This window comes from Rhodococcus sp. EPR-147 (assembly GCF_001647185.1).
In the GTDB taxonomy this organism is placed as follows: domain Bacteria; phylum Actinomycetota; class Actinomycetes; order Mycobacteriales; family Mycobacteriaceae; genus Rhodococcoides.
The window spans coordinates 1-2,279 of record NZ_LVCU01000426.1 but is presented as its reverse complement, the minus strand read 5'-3'; the positions used below and the strand labels follow the sequence as shown (position 1 = coordinate 2,279).

At 65.8% G+C, this 2,279-nt stretch carries 1 protein-coding gene and 1 pseudogene; one reads left to right on the top strand and one right to left on the bottom strand.

Translation table 11 applies throughout. The features are described from left to right. Positions 1-104: 104 nt before the first annotated feature. The gene (locus A2J02_RS18790; protein WP_068052142.1) at positions 105-1,628 is read right to left on the bottom strand and encodes a leucyl aminopeptidase; all 1,524 of its coding nucleotides are present in this window, start codon (positions 1,626-1,628) and stop codon (positions 105-107) included. 117 nt (positions 1,629-1,745) lie between these two features. Here A2J02_RS18790 and A2J02_RS18785 point away from each other — a divergent pair. Next, positions 1,746-2,279 (top strand): annotated as a pseudogene (locus tag A2J02_RS18785) (glycine cleavage system aminomethyltransferase GcvT); the annotation flags it as partial.

Sequence of the window (2,279 nt, the reverse complement as noted above, 5' to 3'; positions counted from 1 at the left end):
CCGACGCTCGCCAGAAGATCATCAAGAAGCGCGAACAGCAGCAGCGCGATCTCTGACCGAATTCCGTGCGTGCAGATTTCGATCCGCACGCACGGACTGTGCCATCAGCCGTTCTCGACGATGTCCTCGAGGACCGCGAACATCGTCCGTACGGGAACGCCGGTGCCGCCCTTGCCGGTGTACCCGAAGGGCCCGCCGGTGTTGTACGCCGGTCCCGCGACGTCGATGTGAGCCCATTCGATGCCCTCGGGGACGAACTCCTTCAAGAACAGCGCAGCGGCCAGCATTCCACCGGCGCGGCCGTTGGTGACGTTCGCCAGATCGGCCACCTTGGAATCGAGTTCACGTCGGATCTCTTTCGGCAACGGCATCGGCCACGCGTTCTCGCCGATGGCCTGAGAGATATCGGCGACGCGGTCGCGGAAGTCCTCGGTGCCCATGACTCCTGGCGTCCGATTGCCGAGCGCGACCACCTGGGCCCCGGTCAGTGTCGCGGTGTCGATGAGGTAATCCGGATCGTCCTCGCAGGCACGCACGATCGCGTCGGCCAACACCAAGCGGCCTTCGGCGTCGGTGTTGATGACCTCCACGGTGATGCCGCCGTACTGGGTCAGTACGTCGCCCGGACGCTGCGCTGTGCCCGACGGCATGTTCTCGGCCATCGGCACCGTCGCGACGACGTCGAGCGGCAGATCGACCTTCGCGGCCAGGATCACCGTCGCGATGACCGCAGCCGCACCGCCCATGTCCGAGGTCATGTTCTCCATGCCCGCAGCGGGTTTGATGGAGATGCCGCCGGTGTCGAACGTGATGCCCTTGCCCACCAGGGCGACCTTCTTCGCGCCCCGCTTGCCGCCCGAGTGAGTCAGGCGAACCAGTCGGGGCAGGCGTGAAGAGCCCTTGCCGACGCCGTGAATGCCGCCGTAGCCGTCCTTCTCCAGTGTCTTGTCGTCGAGGATCTCGACCTTCAGGCCTGCAGCCGTACCCAGTGCCTTGGCCTGCGCGGCGAACTCCTCCGGGTAGAGGTGGCTCGGCGGGGTGTTGACGAAATCGCGTGCCACAGCCACGGATTCGGCGATGGCGACCGATCGTGCCAGCTCGTTCTTGGCTTCCTTGGACCGAGTGTCGGGAACGAGCAACTCGACGCGGGCGAGGGGAAGACCGTCGGCCTTCGGTGCCGACAGCGCGGACTTGAACGCGGTGAACTGATAGGCGCCGAGGAAGAACCCCTCCGCGGCAGCGCCGAGATCGAGTGCCGACAACGTCGTCGCGGCCGTATCCACACCCTTCAACGCGCGAGCTGCGGTACCGGCCGACTGGCGGATGCGCTCGCTGTCGATGTCGGCTGCGCTGCCGAGGCCGACGGCCAACACGCTGTCCACGGACAGGCCCGACGGTGCCGGAATGCGCACCAGTTCATCGGCCTTGCCGGTGGCACCGACGGACTCGAAGGAATCGAGCAGCGCAGCAGCGACGGCGTCGTCGGAGATGTCGTCGGTGATGGCGAGCTCGAGGCCGTCGTCGCTGGTACTCAGCGCGACGACGAGAACGTCGACTTTCTTACCGAGCTTGCCCGCGAGGACCAGGTCGGGTCCGAGAGTGCGGGAAGGCGTCGAGGGTGAAGGCACGTGGCTGCTCCTGTAGGGGTTGACGTGTACGTACCTCGATCCTAATGACGACTCGTCGAGGGACGCAGTCGGTCTGCCGGGCCCGCGACGGCCGCGATGTGAGCTAGCGTGACCGCCATGACCGACACCGAGCTGATCGAGGGACCACTTCACGCCGTGCACACCGAATTGGGTGCGACATTCGCACCTTTCGGCGGCTGGACCATGCCGGTGTCGTACGCCGGGGTCGTCGTCGAACACACGGCAGTGCGAGAGGCCGTGGGTCTGTTCGATGTCGGGCATCTCGGCAAGGCGTCGGTGACCGGACCCGGAGCCGCTGCGTTCGTGAACTCCGTTCTCACCAACGATCTGAACCGAATAGAACCGGGCAAGGCGCAGTACACGCTGTGCTGCACCGAATCCGGCGGCGTCGTCGACGACCTGATCGCATACTACGTCTCGGACGAGGATGTCTTTCTGGTGCCGAACGCGGCGAACACGGCGGCCGTCGTCGCGGCGATGGCCGAGCAGGCACCCGACGGGATTTCGGTGGTGAACCAGCACCGTGAGTTCGGAGTCCTGGCCGTGCAGGGACCGAAATCGACCGAGGTTCTTCAGGAACTGGGCCTGCCGACCGACATGGACTACATGGCGTTCGAGGACGCCACCTGG